At 61.1% G+C, this 16542-nt stretch carries 18 protein-coding genes, 1 pseudogene and 2 riboswitches; of the genes and pseudogenes, 13 read left to right on the top strand and 6 right to left on the bottom strand.

All coding sequences use genetic code 11. From position 1 onward, the window contains the following. The first annotated feature begins 252 nt into the window (after positions 1-252). Positions 253-351: riboswitch (SAM riboswitch) on the top strand. Between the two features lie 104 nt (positions 352-455). The 6 genes from DDA93_RS15040 to DDA93_RS15015 all read left to right on the top strand — a co-directional run bounded on the left by DDA93_RS15040 (position 456) and on the right by DDA93_RS15015 (position 6095). Beyond that, positions 456-863, top strand: coding sequence for an OsmC family protein (locus DDA93_RS15040; protein WP_225668350.1), 408 nt, complete (start codon positions 456-458; stop codon positions 861-863). Then, the gene (locus DDA93_RS15035; protein ID WP_024476413.1) at positions 860-2500 is read left to right on the top strand and encodes a sodium:solute symporter family protein; all 1641 of its coding nucleotides are present in this window, start codon (positions 860-862) and stop codon (positions 2498-2500) included. Before DDA93_RS15040 ends, DDA93_RS15035 begins: the two co-directional genes overlap by 4 nt. A 182-nt stretch (positions 2501-2682) precedes the next feature. Beyond that, positions 2683-2866: riboswitch (cyclic di-AMP (ydaO/yuaA leader) on the top strand. Positions 2867-3375: 509 nt separating this feature from the next. After that, positions 3376-3780, top strand: a complete 405-nt coding sequence (locus DDA93_RS16910; RefSeq protein WP_243400659.1) for an NlpC/P60 family protein — start codon at positions 3376-3378, stop codon at positions 3778-3780. A gap of 229 nt (positions 3781-4009) precedes the next feature. Next, on the top strand, positions 4010-4750 hold the full coding sequence (locus DDA93_RS15025; RefSeq protein ID WP_024476415.1) for a DsbA family protein: 741 nt from the start codon (positions 4010-4012) through the stop codon (positions 4748-4750). Further along, positions 4750-5613, top strand: coding sequence for a cytochrome c biogenesis CcdA family protein (locus DDA93_RS15020; RefSeq protein WP_024476416.1), 864 nt, complete (start codon positions 4750-4752; stop codon positions 5611-5613). The genes DDA93_RS15025 and DDA93_RS15020 overlap by 1 nt, the downstream gene beginning before the upstream one ends. Then, on the top strand, positions 5610-6095 hold the full coding sequence (locus DDA93_RS15015) for a hypothetical protein (protein WP_035747631.1): 486 nt from the start codon (positions 5610-5612) through the stop codon (positions 6093-6095). The genes DDA93_RS15020 and DDA93_RS15015 overlap by 4 nt, the downstream gene beginning before the upstream one ends. Positions 6096-6120: 25 nt before the next feature. On the opposite strand, the gene DDA93_RS15010 is transcribed toward DDA93_RS15015, so the two are convergent. Both DDA93_RS15010 and DDA93_RS15005 read right to left on the bottom strand, forming a co-directional pair. Then, complete coding sequence (locus DDA93_RS15010) at positions 6121-6855, bottom strand: GntR family transcriptional regulator (RefSeq protein WP_024476417.1); 735 nt, start codon at positions 6853-6855, stop codon at positions 6121-6123. A gap of 340 nt (positions 6856-7195) precedes the next feature. Continuing rightward, positions 7196-7546, bottom strand: a complete 351-nt coding sequence (locus tag DDA93_RS15005) for a hypothetical protein (RefSeq protein WP_035747635.1) — start codon at positions 7544-7546, stop codon at positions 7196-7198. Positions 7547-7898: 352 nt separating this feature from the next. On the opposite strand from DDA93_RS15005, the gene DDA93_RS14995 reads away from it, so the two are divergent. Both DDA93_RS14995 and DDA93_RS14990 read left to right on the top strand, forming a co-directional pair. Beyond that, positions 7899-9308, top strand: coding sequence for an MBL fold metallo-hydrolase (locus DDA93_RS14995; RefSeq protein ID WP_024476419.1), 1410 nt, complete (start codon positions 7899-7901; stop codon positions 9306-9308). A gap of 90 nt (positions 9309-9398) precedes the next feature. Continuing rightward, positions 9399-10699: pseudogene (locus tag DDA93_RS14990) on the top strand (MFS transporter). A 119-nt stretch (positions 10700-10818) separates the two neighbouring features. On the opposite strand, the gene DDA93_RS14985 reads toward DDA93_RS14990, so the two are convergent. Then, entirely contained in the window at positions 10819-11076 is a 258-nt protein-coding gene (locus DDA93_RS14985; protein WP_024476421.1) for a metal-sensitive transcriptional regulator, read from the bottom strand. A gap of 130 nt (positions 11077-11206) precedes the next feature. Here DDA93_RS14985 and DDA93_RS14980 point away from each other — a divergent pair, with 130 nt between their 5' ends. The 5 genes from DDA93_RS14980 to DDA93_RS14960 all read left to right on the top strand — a co-directional run bounded on the left by DDA93_RS14980 (position 11207) and on the right by DDA93_RS14960 (position 14999). Continuing rightward, positions 11207-11797, top strand: a complete 591-nt coding sequence (locus DDA93_RS14980) for a rhodanese-like domain-containing protein (RefSeq protein ID WP_024476422.1) — start codon at positions 11207-11209, stop codon at positions 11795-11797. Positions 11798-11889: 92 nt separating this feature from the next. Further along, the gene (locus tag DDA93_RS14975; protein WP_116779193.1) at positions 11890-12189 is read left to right on the top strand and encodes a rhodanese-like domain-containing protein; all 300 of its coding nucleotides are present in this window, start codon (positions 11890-11892) and stop codon (positions 12187-12189) included. Between the two features lie 41 nt (positions 12190-12230). After that, positions 12231-13130: a sulfite exporter TauE/SafE family protein gene (locus tag DDA93_RS14970; protein WP_116779192.1), complete on the top strand. Its 900-nt coding sequence runs from the start codon at positions 12231-12233 to the stop codon at positions 13128-13130. 54 nt (positions 13131-13184) lie between these two features. Beyond that, a complete protein-coding gene (locus DDA93_RS14965) occupies positions 13185-14537 on the top strand; it encodes an MBL fold metallo-hydrolase (protein WP_116779195.1) in 1353 nt (450 codons plus the stop codon). 36 nt (positions 14538-14573) lie between these two features. After that, positions 14574-14999, top strand: coding sequence for a DUF302 domain-containing protein (locus DDA93_RS14960; protein ID WP_024476426.1), 426 nt, complete (start codon positions 14574-14576; stop codon positions 14997-14999). A gap of 254 nt (positions 15000-15253) precedes the next feature. Here the strand turns inward: DDA93_RS14960 and DDA93_RS14955 are convergent, their stop codons facing one another. From DDA93_RS14955 to DDA93_RS16515, 3 genes are all read right to left on the bottom strand, one after another. After that, positions 15254-15652 carry a hypothetical protein gene (locus DDA93_RS14955; RefSeq protein ID WP_116779191.1) on the bottom strand — a complete coding sequence of 133 codons (399 nt, stop codon included), beginning with the start codon at positions 15650-15652 and terminating at the stop codon, positions 15254-15256. A gap of 153 nt (positions 15653-15805) precedes the next feature. Further along, complete coding sequence (locus tag DDA93_RS14950; RefSeq protein WP_035746529.1) at positions 15806-16369, bottom strand: DUF3560 domain-containing protein; 564 nt, start codon at positions 16367-16369, stop codon at positions 15806-15808. Beyond that, positions 16359-16542, bottom strand: a 184-nt coding sequence (locus DDA93_RS16515; RefSeq protein ID WP_207771360.1) for a hypothetical protein, incomplete at its 5' end; no start/stop codon positions are given. The genes DDA93_RS14950 and DDA93_RS16515, both read right to left, overlap by 11 nt.

Raw genomic sequence — 16542 nt, 5'->3', positions numbered from 1 at the left:
GAGTGGTTTCCGGCGACGACCGGTCGGGAGCGCCGGCTGTCAGCCCGAACGGTAGTGAGGCCCGTTTAGTGGGCTTGTGTCCTAGGCTCGCTCTGCGGGGATATCTGGCGCGTAAGTTAGCGTGCGTGCAGGTAGTGGCGTAGATACGCCGCCTGGGAGCGTTTCGACTTCATGGCTGCACTCCTTTGTCACACGCCGTAATTCCAACTGTGGAAGTTGCGTGAATCAAACCGGACCGGCTTTAGTTGTGTACGACCATCCCGAGCGGCCGAGAGATCTGGATCGATGACGCCGCAGCAACCCATTGGAGCCTCAGGCTTCGATAAGGTGCTACCGCCAGACCGATGGAGAGTGAAATGACTGTACCTACCGCGTCCGCTAATAAGGCAAGCGCTGAACGGGACCCTGGCCAGTGGCTCAAAAGTGTCCGGGCCACGGGCAGGTGGGAAGGCTCAATGACCACCCTCGTTGAAACTCGAGGGTTTACCTTCCGGACCGATGAGCCTGTTGCTGTGGGCGGGAACGACAAATCCCCAACTCCCATGCAGTATGTGGTTGGAGCGGTCAACGGCTGCGTCACCGTAGTTATCGAAACCGTGGCACGGGAACTGGGCATCGTCGTTGAAGCCATCGATACCTCTTCCCAAGCTCAGCAGGACGTTCGGGGATTCCGGGGGACGGCGGACGTCTCCCCTCATTTTAAGAATTTCGCGTTGACGGTGAATCTGCGCACGCCGGTTCCAGAATCAGAGTTGGATACCTTCAAGCGGCAGGTCGAAAAGCGGTGTCCGGCCATCAACTTGGTGCGAGACGCAGGTGTTGACTTTAACCTCGTATGGCTGATTTCCGGGGCGGAGGCATGACCAGCGCGGGACTTTGGACGCTCGGCCTTGCCGTCGGGTACACGCTACTTCTGGCTTTGACGAGCCGGGCCGCTCGTAACCGGGCAGATCATGGGGAGGGCTTCTTCGTCGGTAGCCGGACCTTCAGCCCGTGGACCGTGGCGTTTTGTATTACGGGCCTGTTTTCAGGATCCTCCTATATCGCCATCATGGAGCTGAGCTACCGAACAGGGATATCAGCTATCTGGTATGGAGTGGCGGAAACGGTGCAGGTTCTCCTTATCGCCCTGATTCTCGTCAAGCCGTTGCGCAAACGCTTGGTGGTAACGGTGACTGGAATGATCGGGGAGCGGTTCGGTCGTAAAGCCCAGGCGATTGCAGGGTCAATCACGGCGTTGACCTTCCCCATGTGGTCAGTGGCGACGGCCATCGCTTTTGCCTCCGCGCTGCACGCTCTCACCGGTCTTTCAATCCACGCCGCCATCATCGTGACGGCGTTGTTGCTCCTTGTGTTCCTCTCCGCAGGCGGAATGCGAGCTGTTGCCTTCACCCAGACCGCCAACTGTGTGGTTTTCATCGGCATGCTCGCCGTTGGAATCCTCGCATTCTTTATCAATCCGGGCATCGATGGCATCCGCCAGCTTGCCGTGGATCAGCCGGAGATGCTGGATATGTCCTCGGCGGGAGTGACATTGATTGCCGCCTGGTTCGGTACTTTCATTGTCAATGTTCTTCTGGCGCAGGCCGCCTTCCAGATGACCATGTCCTGCCGCACACCCGAAGACGGCCGCAAGGGCATGCTCTACGCTGCGGGTCTCGGCATCCCGTTCATCGTCATTGGGGCTTTGCTGGGTACCGCTGCTGCGATTGTCGTTCCGTCACAGGACCTGGGATTGGTGGCGGTATCGCTCTATATCGCTGAGGTGGTTCCCGCGCCGCTGGCTGGTGTCTTCTTCCTGGGAGTGTGGGCCTGCGCCCTGAGCTGGGCGGGCCCATGCCAGTTTTCGGGTGCAACCAGCCTCGGACGTGACGTTGGTCGGGCGCTGCGTCCCAACGCCAGCGAGGATGACCTGGTGCGGTACACCCGGTGGTCGCTTGTCCTGTTGACCGTCCTGATGATTGTGTTCGCTTTCTTGCGCACTGAACAGGCCGCCTGGTGGAACGTCCTCGCTTGGACATTGCGTAATGGTGCCACCCTTGCGCCGGTGCTGGCCGTATTGTTCTGGCCATTGGCTACCCGCCGCGCTAGCTACGCGGCAATGCTCGCCGGATTCGGCACAGGGCTGGGTTGGTATCACTTCGGTGGTTGGTCGCCGTCGCAGTTCCTCTTCGGTATCCATCCGGTATGGATCGGGATGACGATCAATGTCGTAGTCATGATCAGTGTTTCGCTCGCCTCAACGCATTGGCGACTCACCACGGATGCTGGAAGAAGGCAATGGGGTCTGGTGGCCGGCGTCTCGGCCTCCATCCTTTATCTCATCACAATATTCTTCTGGGGATCGCTGCATCCCTTGGGGTTGTCCGGGCTGATGTTCTTCACGGCAACCGCTGGTGCGGCCACCGCGACCTTCCTACTCACCGAAGGCACAAAGCCACACGACGATGTTGAACAACGGACAACGGACCCTTCTCACCACCGGGCATCGGCGCGCTAGCCGGGTAGGGCAGTTGCCGCTGATTCATTCGACGGAACTACCCAAATCTCTCATGAACTCATGAATACGTCAGAGGTTCGTCGTATCTCGGTCAGGTAACTCCCAGTTTCAAATGTTCGAACATTTAAACTTTTTCGGGTACGTTTGATTCCGTGGGCCGCACTCATCGTGGGGCTCGTCGAGGTCTTCTACCGAACCCTGCCGGAGACCCTCGGCTTTCTGATAACTAGAGGCAGGGGCGGGGAAACCAAATGTGGGTTCTATAAAGAATCCTCGGGGTGAAGTCGCACAGGTGTTTTCCTCGTGCGGCCGGGTGTCTCCCATCCGAATCCGACAGCTCACCTCGTAGGTATAGGGAGAGTTCATCCATGTCATCAAATACTGCGCCTGCTAGGCATCGCGCCGATACGAAAATCCACTCAATCCTCATCGATAGCGGGCGAACCGCCTTACCGCAGGGCGGGTCGAAAGTCGCAGCACTTGCGCTTGTTTCCGGGATGATGGTGGCGTTAGCAAGCCCCGTCCATGCCAGCGCGATCGCTCACCCATCACAAGATGCCGCCGATTCAGCACTCTCAGCAACCGCTTCATCATCGGATGTGCCCGTCGCAGGCGCTGGCGACGTTGATCAAAGCACGGCGTACACCGTTAGGTCGGGCGACACCCTGGGCGCTATCAGCGCTCAAACAGGGGTCGGGCTACAGGACCTCTTGACGCTGAACCAGCTCACCGTCACGTCAATCATCTACCCAGGCGACACCGTTCTACTGTCCGGGGGATCCAGTGTAATGAATGCTGAAGCGTTGGAGACCCGCCCCGTAGCCTCGTCATCCCCCGCGAGTTCTGAGTTTAACTTCAGTACTCAGAGCTCATCCGTGAGCCCGCTGAGTAACCGGGTGAGCAGCGAGTCAGGCAACATCTGGGATTCCGCTGCGGCTTCTGAAGCTGGCACGGCCAACGGTCGGATTCTTGCCTTCGCTCGTTCACAGTTGGGTGCCATTCAGGACTGCACCGTCTTGGGGGAAGGTGCTTTGCGAGCCGCCGGTGTGACGGGGGTGGGAGATGAATCCCCTGAATCCTTGATGGCTTTCGCTACTCCGGTATCGGATCCCCAGCCCGGGGACTTCGTCTATTACGCCGACGGCGGGATGGGCTTTTCACACAACGCCATCTACCTCGGTAACGGCCGCGCCATCCACAGCGGATGGAATGGTAACCAGACGGTAGAGGAATCAGTCGACGTAGGTTCCGGCCCCGTCTACTACCGGGTCAACGGCTAAGCATCCAGATCGGCTGACTGGGCTCAGATCCAGCAATCTCGGGGCTCCCCGGACACCAGATCCGAAGGTCAAGATCTGGTGTCCGGGGAAATCTACGCAAGAAGGCCGTCTATGAGCAAACAAGGACGGCGCAAACCTCGTACACGTAGGCCGCACCAGGTGGTACTTCGTCGTCTCTTACGTTCCACCCTTGCGCCTTCCCCTCAGCGCATCACGCCAGGAGTAGTAGATGCCACAAGAATCTAACCAACGAATCTCGGGTGTTCGTACTGCCACCCTCATCGCAGCCCTGCTCGTTGGCGCGCTCATCCTCGTTATTGGGCTGATCGCTTCCCAGCGCGCCTCCTCCCCCGCCGCGGAAGGATCAGGGGTGGTTGTAACAGAAGAACCCTCTGGCCAAGAGGACGAAGTATTTGATCTATCGCGGCGTATCGCCGATGACCCTCTAGCCCTCGGCGCGATCGATGCCCCCGTTGTCCTGGTCGAGTACGCCGACTACAGGTGCCCGTTCTGTGGGGTCTTCTCGCGCGAGACACTGCCAGCGCTGGTCGATGAGTACGTTGCTAGCGGAGAACTCCGCATCGAGTGGCGGGATCTCCCAGTTTTCGGGGCTGAGTCACACGATGCTGCTGTGGCCGGCCGTGCGGCCGGAGAGCAGGACAAATTCTGGGAGTTCAACGAAGCGGTTTTCGCGGCGGCGCCCGAACGAGGCCATATCAGCCTGCCACGCGAGGAACTGATCCGCATTGCAGAAGAAGTGGGGGTTGCAGATCTCGCGGCGTTCACAGCGGATCTGGACTCCGAGGCTCTCGAGCAGGCCGTTCAGGCCGACGCTGAAGAAGCCGCGGCCCTCGGAGCTACCGGTACCCCACTATTTCTGGTGAATGACATCCCCATCTCCGGTGCCCAACCTCTAGAAGTGTTTGAACAAACCATTGATGCTGTGCTTGCAGAGACAAGTTCACGGTAATGGTAATCGGATACAGTGGGGCGTTCCTCGGCGGTCTACTTACCCTCCTCAGCCCATGCTCGGCTTTGTTGCTGCCAGCATTCTTCGCGTATGCCTTCAGCACAAAGCGACAACTGGTGGGCCGGACTATGCTCTTCTACGCGGGACTACTGTGCACGTTGGTCCCCTTGGGGGTTTTTGCCGGCACCTTAGGCTCCCTCGCCACCACTGACCGCCACCTCCTCATCGGGTTCGCTGCCGCCCTCATGATCTCTCTAGGGCTCCTGCAGATCCTCGGTGTTCGTCTACCAGCGTTCGTACGCCCCAGATCCGCGACCCGTGGTTCCGGCAGTTCAATCTTCGTTCTTGGACTGGCGTACGGAGTCGCAGGAGCCTGTACCGGCCCCATCCTCGGATCAATCCTCACTGTCGCCGCAGCGGGAAGCAACGCCGTCTACGGCGGAATACTGCTAGCCATCTATGCCCTAGGGATGGCCGTTCCTCTGTTCTTCCTCGCGGCACTGTGGGATCGCCTTGGAGTTTCAGGACGCCGCTGGCTCCGACCCCGTCCGATCACGATCGGACGGTGGTCCAATTCCTGGGTGATGGTGGTCTCGGGCACCCTCTCAATCGGCATCGGGCTCTTCCTCCTCGCCACCGATGGAACAGCAAGCCTGGGCGGTATCCTCTCCGTGACTGACCAGTTCGCCGTCGAAAACGCAGCACGCAGCTTCGCGAAATCCATCCCCGACGTTGCTGTCCTGCTGATAATTCTCATACTCCTGGCCATAACCGGTGCCATCTACCTACACCGACGCCGCCATAGTTCATCCGGCGCATCGTTCACAGCGTCACCGGATCAAGTGTCAAAGGAGACCTCATGACTACCCCCCTAGCGAACCCCACCACCCAACGATCCACTCTGTTGGCTGCGCTGCGTCAATGGCCCTCACGCCGGTGGATCGCGGTGACAGTCGGAATGGTCATGACCTTCCTGATCGTGGCCATTCCTACCGATCTCATCGACACCCCGCTATTCAGCCGCGAAGTGCCTCCCACCTGGTGGTCGGTGCCAGCGCTAATCATCTCCTCCGCGCTCAGCGGCCTAGTCCTCGGCACTTACATAGCGCAGGACCGAGTGGAGGATTCCGCGCCGCGTACCCGCTCAGGAATTGCGGGGGCCATCGTGACGTTCTTCGCTGTCGGCTGCCCAGTGTGCAACAAAATAGTATTGCTCGCCTTGGGAACTTCGGGGGCCATGCAGTACTTCGAGCCCATTCAACCATTTCTCGCAGCACTCGCCATCGGTCTTCTCGCCTGGGCCTTTTACCGGCGCACGATGTATGAAGACCGTTGTCCGGTCTGAACGAGACCTGGTTAGCATCATCGGATCAAGCGGTTGGCGGATCCGCTTTGCATCCGAAGTTGGTCGAGATCTCCACACGGTCGCCCACCACATAGGTTCGTCGGAATTCCACGGATTGCGCCCGATGACAACCGGTACGCTCGATCAACAGCAACGGCGAACCCGCGGTGCATTGCAGGAGCGTTGAATGCTCCGGCCCGGCAAGGACCGCTGAAAGCCGCTCGGTGCCGCCGTTGAGGACCATTCCACAACGCTTCTCAAGCTCACCGTACAAAGACGTCTGGGTGAAATCTGAATCAATCAGGATGCCTGCGATGGAAACTGGCATCCACACCTCATCCAATGCAATCGGTTCCTCGTCGGCAAAGCGCACACGCCTGAGATGAAAAAGATCGGCGTCCGCCTCCAAGGAGAGCAGCGCCGCCGAGGCCGGATTCTTCGTCACTTCCTGTTCCAGCACGACACTACGGTGTGCCATCCCTGAATCCCTTACCGAGGCAAGCAGACTGTACAACGGTCCAAACGCCGTGCTGCCTCCCGCCTGCACCCGGGACTTTTTCCCAGGATGAGCTTCGACACGTCCTCCATCCCGCAAAGGCTTCAAAGCCGCCCTTATCGTTCCCCTGCTCACCCCATAACGCTGCGCCAACTCGAGTTCGCCCGGAAACCGAGTATCAAAAGCTCCGCTCTGCAGCTCTTTCAATAATTCAGCACTCACACGTTTCCATAACGGAACCGCCGCTCCCCCTTCCTCAACCATCACCGCCACGGCACGCACCTTCCTGGAATGTTGGAATAGCAGCGATCCCACAGACACATCCCATAAAGACCGCCAACCTTGTTCCAAGCTACGCGGTAGCGTTTTACAGCGCCACCGAAGTGGTCAAGGCTTCACCTGATTGCCGGCTGCAACCTACGGAACGAAAACTACTGAGTAATTCAACACTCATTGTCTCCTCCGCCTCTCATTCCAGGCCTGTCAGCGACACCAACCGGAGCTTCGAATACGCTGCTGAACAAGCAGCCACAGAGCTGCGACCTGGCGTATCAGCTTCGCACCAGAGAGGTAATCGTCTGTCTAGGTTTGTCTAGGCTTGTCGTCACAACCGCATATATGCGGCGCCGTTGAACTGACGTCGAGCGATGTGGGCAACGGCTGCGGGCGTAACCTTCACCTCTGAAGCAAGGGTGGAAGGGTCGATCTTTGCCGAGTGGAGGCTGTTCCCGCAAGCGTAGACCGATATCGAAGAACCCGAGATGTCAGCGATTGCTTCCGTTGCGATGAGTTGATTGACGCTAGGGCCCTGGACGAGGATCTCGACTGCCACGTCGGGTAATTCCGCTGCGGCGTTGCGGGCGACGCGGATAGCTGCGGCAAGGTCTGGGAAAGGGGCGTGGCCCGGCCCGGCCAGATGCAGAACCAGCACCTTGGTCCCAGGGATCTGGTTCATGCCGAACGACCGAACAGCCGGTTGAGCCAGCCTGTAGCTCCGGAACTTTTGTCCCGGGTGGTGGTGCGCTGGCTGACCGTAGCGCAGGTGCACCGCTCATTGTTCGGTACACGTCGCATCACCTGATCAACGTGGTTCCCGCATCCACTCCAGGTGGTCTTGCGGCAGTACAGGCAGGTTGTTGTCCGGCACATCATGCTTCCTTCCCAGTAGTACTTTCAGGTTCTCTATTATACCCCCATGGGTATACGCCACTGGCACCGTTGATGGTTGCATAGATACCCCCTGGGGTACTACGCTGGGTACCAGGAGATACCCCCAAGGGTATCCAATAGCTATCGGAAGGACGATTATGCTTCTCGAGCGTATTTATGATCAGGACCTGGCCCAGGCGAGCTACTTCATTGGCTGCCAGGCCAAGGGTGAGGCAGTGGTGGTTGATGCCCGTCGTGACATTACTCCGTACCAGCAACTGGCCGCGGCCAATGGGATGAAGATCGTCGCGGTGACCGAGACGCACATCCACGCCGACTACCTTTCGGGGACGCGGGAACTGGCCGAGGCAACCGGGGCCGACATGTACGTCTCCGGTGAGGGCGGAGACGACTGGCAGTACGGTTTCGACGCCGAGCGGCTCTACGACGGCAGCACCATCACCTCGGGGAACATCACCATCAAGGCCGTGCATACTCCCGGCCACACCCCGGAACACCTGACTTTCCTGATTACCGACGGCGCGTTCAGCGACCAGCCCGGCTACCTCCTCTCGGGGGACTTCGTCTTTTCGGGCGATCTTGGCCGCCCTGACCTTTTGGATGAGGCTGCCGGCGGGATGGATACCCGCTTCGTCGGCGCGAAACAGCTTTTCACCAGCCTCCGTGAGAAGTTCCTGACCCTCCCCGACCACGTGCAGGTATTCCCGGGCCACGGTTCGGGCAGCGCCTGCGGTAAAGCTCTGGGCGCGCTTCCATCCACAACGGTCGGCTATGAGCGCCTCTACGCCTGGTGGGGACCATACCTCGCAGCCAATGACGAGGAAGGTTTTGTCCGTGAACTGCTCGACGGCCAGCCCGATGCCCACGCCTACTTCGGACGCATGAAACGGCAGAACCGCCTGGGCCCGGATGTGATGGGCTCACGGGGGGAGCTGCCACAACTGGATAACGCGGCACTTGCCGGTGACCTCGCCGAGGACCGCGTGACGTTCGTCGACACCCGATCAAACGACCAGGTGCACCGGGGAACGGTGACAGGCGCCCTGAACATCCCCGCAGGCACCAAAATGGCAAGCTTCGGCGCCTGGGCCTACGACCCGGAAACCGACAGCCGACCGTTGGTCCTGCTGGCACCGGATCAGGACGCAGCGCAGGACATGTGGGACCACCTGGTTCGGGTCGGCATCGACAACGTGACCGGCTTCACCACGAACCTGGACGGATTACGGGTCACCACACCGGCGGTACTCGCCCCCGGCGACCTTGAGAACTTCGAGGCAGCATTGCTCCTCGATGTGCGGAACAAGACCGAGCACGCCGCTGGCAGTATCCCTGGCTCCCAGCAGCTCAGCGCTGGCCGGGTGCTTTGGCACCAGGACCAGCTCCCTTCCGAGGGAACGATCGTGACCTACTGCCAGAGCGGGGTCCGGAACTCCGTTGCGGCCAGCGCCCTGCGCCGGGCAGGCTACGACGTCGTTGAGCTCGACGGCAGCTACGCAGGCTGGGCAGCGTGGAACGCCTCCCAGGAATCAGCCCCCGTCAGCTGAGCACCTGACTGACTCCGCCGACACGCAATGGCCCGCCCTTTGGGGCGGGCCATTGCCATGACTGCAACGCGACGATCCCTGGAGAACCTCATGACCCACCATTCCGCATCATCTACGGCCAGACTCGGGCTGAGGGCCAACGCAGCGCAGTTCAGTTTGCTGGTAGCGGTGAACGCCCTGGTCGGAGGCGTAGTCGGCCAACAGCAGACCGTGCTGCCGATGCTGGCCACCGAAACCTTCGGCCTGACCGGCTATACCGTCATTTTCACTTACATCGCCGCCTTCGGGATTACCAAGCAGCCAGCAACTACGCCGCCGGGATCATGGTCGACCGGTTTGGACGCAAACCCGTCCTCCTCCTTGGCTGGCTCTTCGCCATACCGGTCCCGCTGATGCTGATTTTCGCCCCGGACTGGGGGTGGGTGGTCGCGGCGAACGTCCTACTCGGCATCAACCAAGGTCTGACCTGGTCAACAACAGTCGTGATGAAGATAGACCTGGTCGGCCCGGACAAACGCGGGCTCGCCATGGGGCTAAACGAGGCCGCCGGCTACGGTGCTGTCGCCATCACGTCCCTGTTGGCCGGCCAGCTCGCCGCCTCGCATGGTCTGCGGCCGGCGCCGTTCCTGCTCGGAGCAGCCTATATTGCCCTGGGTCTGACGCTCTCGACGCTGCTGGTACGCGAAACCCGCGGCCACGCCGCTCTGGAACAACACCACCGAACATCGCACCTGAGACCGCCGCGCGCGGCTACCGGACCCAGCAGTCGGGAAGCACCGAGCAGTCGAAAGGCACTGAGCAGTCGGGAGGTTTTTGCCCTCAGTACCTGGCGCGAACCTGCCCTGGCGTCGGCGAGCCAAGCCGGACTCGTCAACAACCTCAATTTCGGCCTGGCCTGGGGCCTATTTCCCCTTCTGTTCGCAACAGCTGATCTGTCGCTGGGCCAGATTGGGCTGCTCTTTGCCCTCTACCCCGGCGTCTGGGGCGCCGGCCAGTTAGTGACCGGGGCACTCTCAGACCGCTACGGGCGTAAGCGCCTCATCACCGCGGGCATGGTCCTCCAGGCCGCAGCGCTGGCTGTCATCGCCCTCGCCGATACGTTCCCGGGCTGGGCTGCTGGAACCGTGCTGCTGGGAGCGGGCACCGCTATGGTGTATCCGACATTACTGGCAGCCATCGGCGACGTCGCAGAACCGGCTTGGAGGGGGCGCGCGGTCGGGATCTACAGGCTTTGGCGGGACCTCGGGTATGCCTTTGGTGCCGTTGTCGGCGGAGTAGTAGCAGACGCCGCCGGTCTGCACGCAGCGGTATGGGCCGCCGCGGCCCTGAGCGCCATCTCGGCGCTCATCGTTGCTACCCGCATGTATGAAACCCACCCGACAGCCCCATAGTCACCGCGTTAGCCACCGCATTCGATGGCCCGCTACCGGGGCAGGAACAAAAGTGGCAGGGGATGCCTTGCGCCTTCGCGCAACGCATCCCCTGCCAGGTCAGTAAGGCCAGAGACCGCTTAGGCCAGTGCGAGGAAGAGCTTCTCGAGGTCCTTCTTGTCCATGGTGTTGCCACCGTCGGCCAGGCATTGTTCCAGCCCCGAGGAAATGATCGCGAAGCCGGCGCGGTCCAAGGCCTTGGAAACCGCAGCGAGCTGCGTGACGACGTCCTTGCAATCCCGGCCTTCCTCCAGCATTCGGGTCACCGCGGTCAGTTGCCCCGTGGCGCGCTTGAGCCGGTTGATCACCGGCGTGAGTTCAGTGGTGTCGAGCTGCACAAAATCCTCCTGGAGGTTACTTTTCTTCCCTTGATTATATACCCCCTAGGGTTTATTGCATACCCCCTAGGGTATGTGGCAGTATTGATACCGACAGTTCAAACCGCTGAAAAATTCGAAAGGGAAACCTTTGGCTTCCAACACCTCCACCGTGACCGCCCTTGATCCTGAAACCCTGCGTGATTGGATCAGCCAGCATGAAGACCTGATCATCGTTGATGTTCGCTCTGCCGCTGAATTTGAGACCATGCACATTCGTGGTTCCTACAACGTTCCGCTTCCCCTGCTCTCCGAGCACACCGATGAGCTCGCGGAACGGCTGGGACAGCGGGTTGTGCTGGTCTGCCAATCCGGTGTCCGCGCCGAACAGGCACGTCAGCGCCTCGGTGGAGCCGGTATCAGCACTGCCCAGGTCCTCACCGGTGGCGTTCCTGGTTTCGCCGCCGCCGGCGGCGACGTTGTCCGCGGCGCCCAGCGCTGGGACCTGGAGCGCCAGGTCCGTCTGACCGCCGGGTCCCTGGTGGTCGCTGGCCTGCTGGCCGGCAAGCTCGTTTCACCAAAGCTTCGCCTACTGGCCGGGGCGATCGGTACCGGGCTGACCTTCTCAGCAGCGACCAACACCTGCGCCATGGGCAACGCCTTGTCGAAAATGCCGTGGAACAAAACAGCCAGCGAGCCAACGGCTGCGGCCGCGATCAACCAGATCCCCGCGGGCAACTAATAAGACTCCGCGTACCCTGCCCGTCCCCCATCGGGCAGGGTACGCGGGCATTCCCTTCACCAGACCTTGGCTGACACGAAAAAGGAACCATGATGGCTGAAATCACCATTCACGACGCGAACGCCCGCCGGAACCAGGACCAGATCCTTGACGTCCGCGAAGAGTTCGAAGTCGCCGAGGGCATGATCCCCGGCGCCCAGCACATCCCCATGGGGCAGCTCATGACCCGACTGGACGAACTGGACAAGAACCGCCCGGTCATAGTCGTGTGTCGCAGCGGCAACCGCAGCGCCCGAGCCGCCGAGGCCCTCGGCACCGCCGGCTACACCGCAGACACCATGGGCGGCGGAATGATCGACTGGCTCAATGCAGGATTTCCCACCACACGCTGACCTGCAGCACCCCACCGACCTCCCCGCCCGAAAGGACCCCCATGAGCGTCACTCTGCTCGCGACCGTACTATTGTCAGTGGTTATCGGTATTTCGCTCGGTCTGCTCGGCGGAGGCGGATCCATCCTCACCGTACCGATCCTGACCTACGTCGCCGGGCTTGACCCCAAAGAAGCGATTGCCGCCTCACTATTCGTGGTCGGCGTGACCTCCGCGGTCAGCGCCATCGACCATGCCCGCAAGAAGCGGGTGAAATGGCGCACCGGCCTCGTTTTCGGTGCCGCCGGAATGGCCGGCGCCTTCGGCGGAGGGCTCCTCGGCGGACGCATCCCGGGAACCATCCTCATGATCGCCTTCGCTCTCATGATGGTGGCCACGTCCATTGCCATGATCCGCGGCCGGAAAAACAAGACCAGCACACCCCACGACGGGGAACTTCCCATTCTCAAGGTCATCATTGAAGGCCTCATCGTTGGCCTGGTCACCGGACTCGTCGGAGCCGGTGGAGGCTTCCTCGTTGTCCCCGCCCTGGCCCTGCTCGGCGGACTATCCATGCCCATCGCCGTCGGAACCTCCCTCGTGGTAATCGCCATGAAATCCTTCGCCGGACTCGCAGGCTACCTCACCACCGTCACCCTGGACTGGGGCCTCGTCGCGGCCGTCACAACCGCCGCCGTCGTCGGATCCCTGATCGGCTCCCGCTTGGCAGGCCGCATCCCGGAAGCAGCCCTCCGGAAGGGCTTCGGGATCTTCGTCCTGGTCATGGGCGTGTTCGTCCTCGTCCAGGAACTCCCCGCCCCCTGGGGTACTGGCTTGGCGATCACCGCCGGCATCATCGCGGTCGCAACCGCAGCTTGCTGGTTCCTTCTGCCCCGCTGTCCCCTGCGCACACGCGTAAATCCGCAGTCTTCGTCCCAGCCCGGCGGCACTACCCCACAATGAGAGCCGCAGGTACGGTGTCTAACAATGATCAAGGCGTTCAAGGAGGAATTTCACATGGATGTAATCACCATCGAAACACCACCGCTCGGTGACCGCAGCTACCTCGTTCACGACGGACAAGTGGCCCTCGTGATCGATCCGCAACGCGACACCGACAGGGTCGAAAAGGAGGCCGCAAACGCAGGGGTGCGCATCACCCATGTGGCAGAAACCCACATTCACAACGATTACGTCACCGGTGGACTACAGCTGGCCAAAGACCATCAAGCCGTTTACTTGGTCAACGCCGCCGACCAGGTTGAGTTTGACCGGACGCCAATCTCCGACGGAGAAACAGTCCGGATCGGACGGTTGACGCTGCGAGCTGTCGCTACACCCGGGCATACCCACCACCACCTGTCCTACCTCGTTACAGAAGCGGGCCAGCAGGTGGTCTTTTCCGGCGGAAGCCTTCTCTATGGGTCCGTGGGGCGCACCGACCTGATCAGCAGCGACGACACCGTACCCCTGGCCCACGCCCAATACGCCTCGGTCCGTCGCCTGGTCGCAGAAGCCACCCCCGAGGCTGACCTCTACCCCACCCACGGGTTCGGATCATTCTGCTCCTCAGGCCCGGCCAGCGGGGCCGACTCCTCAACAATCGGTGAGCAAGTGAACAGTAACCACGCGCTCACGGACCAGGACGAAAACCACTTCGTCCAGGAACTGATCGACAACCTCAGCGCCTACCCGTCCTACTACGCCCATATGGGCCCGGCGAACGCTGCCGGCCCCGGACCGGCCGTCCTCGACGTGCCCCAGCCTTTGGACGCCGAGCAACTCGCCGACAGGCTTGGCAAGGGTGAATGGGTGATCGACCTGCGCAACAGGATCGCTTTCGCCCGCGACCACCTACACGGCAGCGTCAGTTTCGAATACGGCGACGGAACGAACTTCACGACCTTCCTCGGCTGGGTCCTACCTTGGGACCAACAGCTCACCCTCGTCGGTGAACGCGACGACGTCGAAAACGCCATCCGTGACCTCTCCCGCATCGGCATCGACCAACCCGACGTCGCCCTCGGCTCCGATCCAACTGATCTGTCACCCCAATCCGCACACAGTTCATATCCGAGCGTGGGCTGGGAAAACGTCCGAACCGACCGTGGCCCGAACGATGTCATTCTCGATGTTCGCCGCACCGACGAATACAACGCACAACACATTGAAGGTGCACTCAACCTTCCACTCCACGAGTTGCTGCACCGCCTGGACGAAGTGCCCAATCAGCGACTATGGGTTCACTGCGGATCCGGCTACCGGGCATCAGTGGCTGCCAGCCTGCTGCAACGAGCTGACAAAGACGTCGTACACATCGACGGCATGTTCGACGACGCCAACGACGCCGGACTACCCATGGACCACTGACTCACCGCGCCCACTCAGTACGATCAGGAGAATCTCATGGCCTACACGCACACCATCACCTCCAGCCTCCCCTGGGAGGAAGCCGTCGAACGTACCCGCGAAGCACTCGCACAGGAAGGCTTCGGTGTCCTCACCGAAATCGACGTCCGAGCCACCTTCACCAAGAAGCTGGGACAGGAAGCTGGCGACGCGGTCGGGGATTACATCATCCTCGGTGCCTGCAACCCACAACTGGCACAGCACGGCATCAAAGCCGAACCCGAACTCGGTGCCCTCCTACCCTGCAACGTCGTGGTGCGCCGCGGACCGGAAGACACCGCAACAACCATCGAAACCATCGACCCCCAAACCATGGTCCAGGTCAGCGACTCCGACGCAATACGCGACGTCGCAAACGACGCCGACAACCGGCTCAAACGAGCCCTCAATAACATCAATGGGCAATCAACCGGATCCTTCTAACCCCCTAGCGAGCTGATTGCCGCGTCAAGAAACCGCCAGAGCAAGATGAAATCACCAATCTCTTTTCAGGCGTAGTACAGCTGATGAGTGAAAAATGAGGCTACGGATTGTGCCTGCGATGGCGCGCCAGTGATGGGAGCACAGGCGACGCCCCTAGCCGCCCAAGAGACCGTGGCTTTTATTCGCCTGGGCCGGCTCCGTCCGGGTCAGGCAGCACCCCCGCCGGTTTCCGGCGGGGGCACTACTCCCCCGGTTCATGTTTCGTCGGCGTAGTCGGCTTCTTCGGCGGTGAGTTCTTCTTCGTCTGTCTGTACTTGCGCGAACGTCTCCGCCGGCTCCTGCGCTCCACTAGTTTCTGTCTTCACGGATTCCTGTGTTTCTGTGTTTCCGTGGGACGTTGCGGTGGTTGCTTCTTCGGTGGTGCGGTGGTCCCTGATCTGGGCATAGTCGGCCTTTCGGGTCCAGCTGTACCCGGTGATGAGTGAAACGGTTTTCTGGTTGGCTCGGGCGACTTCGTACCAGCTCCCACCAATGCGGACGTAGTCGCCTTTGTTGATCTGTTCGCGCGTGTAGTTGGTGGCCTTGCCTTCGGCTATCTGGTTGGCTCTGATGCCTTGCCAGTAGGTGAGCTGGTCAAGCTCATCGGCCAGCATTCCTTGAAGGTGCGCCCGGTATTCTCCTGTGGCCGGTGCCGTTGTCTCGACGTATCCCCCAGCGAACGTGTGGGAGCTGCCGTCAATTTTGCGTTTTGTGGCGCGGATTCCGGTTCCTAGGGTTTTGATCCGTGATGCTACGGCGGCGGGGCTTTAGCGGCGGTCAGTGGTTTGGGCTGCTGTAGCGGCGCGTTCGGCGGTTGCTTTGGTTTCCTCGGTGGCCTGTACTGATCTGCCCATTGCCCGGTCTGCGGTGGCAATTGCGCGGCGGTGCCGGTTCTCTGAGTGGTGGCCTATCTTGATGGGCTCCCCACCTTCGGGCAGTCGGCGCAGCGCTGCCCGTGCTGAATCGTAGGCTGCTGTCTCGGCGGCCTGCTTGCGCTCGGCTTTCGCGGTCAGGGCGTCGGCGCGGTCTTGTTGGCGGGCGATCTTCCCTGCCTCTACTTCGGCGGTGCTGCGGCTGGTGCGGTCAATTTGGGTTTCGACGCTGAAACCTGCCTCGGTGAGGGCCACCGTGGTGCGGTTGATGATGTGCATTTTGGGCTGACGGTCGCGGGACATGGGCACGAACCACGCCGCGATGCTGCGGCCCCAGCGCCAGCCGTTGACCTTCAAGATGGGCGCGGTTCCGTCACCCTTAGCCGTTCCCTCGATCAGGGTTCCGGCCTCGTGGGTGTGGGTGATGGTCAGCGGTGCTGTGCTGGTTTCAGCGTTCATGGTGGTGCTCCTTTTCGCAGTGGTGGGGGTAGGTAGTGGTGGTCCAGCAGTTGGCCTCTCCCCCGTTGCTTTTGCCTGCTGGCGAAGCTTGCGGAGCTGTGCCTGTCGGAACCTGGCCCGCTCTCGCAGCGGCGTAGCCGTTGAGCTGGTGGAGCAGGTACGTATGATCCGAA

The sequence above is a fragment of the Arthrobacter sp. Bz4 genome (assembly GCF_003075455.1).
GTDB lineage: Bacteria > Actinomycetota > Actinomycetes > Actinomycetales > Micrococcaceae > Arthrobacter_D.
The sequence above is the reverse complement of the archived record's forward strand: the minus strand, read 5'-3'. Positions and strand labels throughout refer to the sequence as shown.

Excerpts from the sequence above, each read along its gene's own strand:
- DDA93_RS15005 (WP_035747635.1), bottom strand. The coding sequence starts at position 7,546 with ATGAACCAGATCCCTGGGACCAAGGTGCTGGTTCTGCATCTGGCCGGG.
- DDA93_RS14975 (WP_116779193.1), top strand. The coding sequence starts at position 11,890 with ATGGCTGAAATCACCATTCACGACGCGAACGCCCGCCGGAACCAGGAC.
- DDA93_RS15040 (WP_225668350.1), top strand. The coding sequence starts at position 456 with ATGACCACCCTCGTTGAAACTCGAGGGTTTACCTTCCGGACCGATGAG.
- DDA93_RS14950 (WP_035746529.1), bottom strand. The coding sequence starts at position 16,369 with ATGAACGCTGAAACCAGCACAGCACCGCTGACCATCACCCACACCCAC.
- DDA93_RS14970 (WP_116779192.1), top strand. The coding sequence starts at position 12,231 with ATGAGCGTCACTCTGCTCGCGACCGTACTATTGTCAGTGGTTATCGGT.
- DDA93_RS15010 (WP_024476417.1), bottom strand. The coding sequence starts at position 6,855 with ATGGTTGAGGAAGGGGGAGCGGCGGTTCCGTTATGGAAACGTGTGAGT.
- DDA93_RS15015 (WP_035747631.1), top strand. The coding sequence starts at position 5,610 with ATGACTACCCCCCTAGCGAACCCCACCACCCAACGATCCACTCTGTTG.
- DDA93_RS15035 (WP_024476413.1), top strand. The coding sequence starts at position 860 with ATGACCAGCGCGGGACTTTGGACGCTCGGCCTTGCCGTCGGGTACACG.
- DDA93_RS14960 (WP_024476426.1), top strand. The coding sequence starts at position 14,574 with ATGGCCTACACGCACACCATCACCTCCAGCCTCCCCTGGGAGGAAGCC.
- DDA93_RS14955 (WP_116779191.1), bottom strand. The coding sequence starts at position 15,652 with ATGCTGGCCGATGAGCTTGACCAGCTCACCTACTGGCAAGGCATCAGA.
- DDA93_RS14995 (WP_024476419.1), top strand. The coding sequence starts at position 7,899 with ATGCTTCTCGAGCGTATTTATGATCAGGACCTGGCCCAGGCGAGCTAC.
- DDA93_RS14965 (WP_116779195.1), top strand. The coding sequence starts at position 13,185 with ATGGATGTAATCACCATCGAAACACCACCGCTCGGTGACCGCAGCTAC.
- DDA93_RS15020 (WP_024476416.1), top strand. The coding sequence starts at position 4,750 with ATGGTAATCGGATACAGTGGGGCGTTCCTCGGCGGTCTACTTACCCTC.
- DDA93_RS15025 (WP_024476415.1), top strand. The coding sequence starts at position 4,010 with ATGCCACAAGAATCTAACCAACGAATCTCGGGTGTTCGTACTGCCACC.